Origin of the sequence: Brevibacillus sp. HB1.1, assembly GCF_013332445.1 — a bacterium.
GTDB classification, from domain to species: domain Bacteria; phylum Bacillota; class Bacilli; order Brevibacillales; family Brevibacillaceae; genus Brevibacillus; species Brevibacillus porteri.
The window spans coordinates 1-304 of record NZ_JABMIV010000036.1; the positions used below are offsets into that span (position 1 = coordinate 1).

Here is a 304-nt window from a genome sequence, read left to right on the forward strand (position 1 = left end):
TGTTTGCAGGGCATTTTGCTAGGTGACCCGTAGGGGATTCGAACCCCTGAATGACAGCGTGAAAGGCTGCTGTGTTAAACCGCTTCACCAACGGGCCAGGATTATGAAGTATGGTGCGGTCGGCGAGACTCGAACTCGCACGGGTCGCCCCGCCACCCCCTCAAGATGGTGTGTCTGCCAATTCCACCACGACCGCAACTAATATGGTAGCGGCGGAGGGAATCGAACCCCCGACCTTTCGGGTATGAACCGAACGCTCTAACCAGCTGAGCTACACCGCCATGAAGCTATAAGATTAAAACAT

The 304-nt window shown here is 54.9% G+C and carries 3 tRNA genes; all 3 read right to left on the minus strand.

Annotated elements, in window-relative coordinates:
- Positions 1-23: 23 nt before the first annotated feature.
- Positions 24-97: transfer RNA gene (locus tag HPY27_RS29840), tRNA-Glu, on the minus strand.
- Between the two features lie 14 nt (positions 98-111).
- Positions 112-196, minus strand: a tRNA-Leu gene (locus tag HPY27_RS29845).
- Between the two features lie 8 nt (positions 197-204).
- Positions 205-281, minus strand: a tRNA-Met gene (locus HPY27_RS29850).
- Between the last annotated feature and the right edge of the window lie 23 nt (positions 282-304).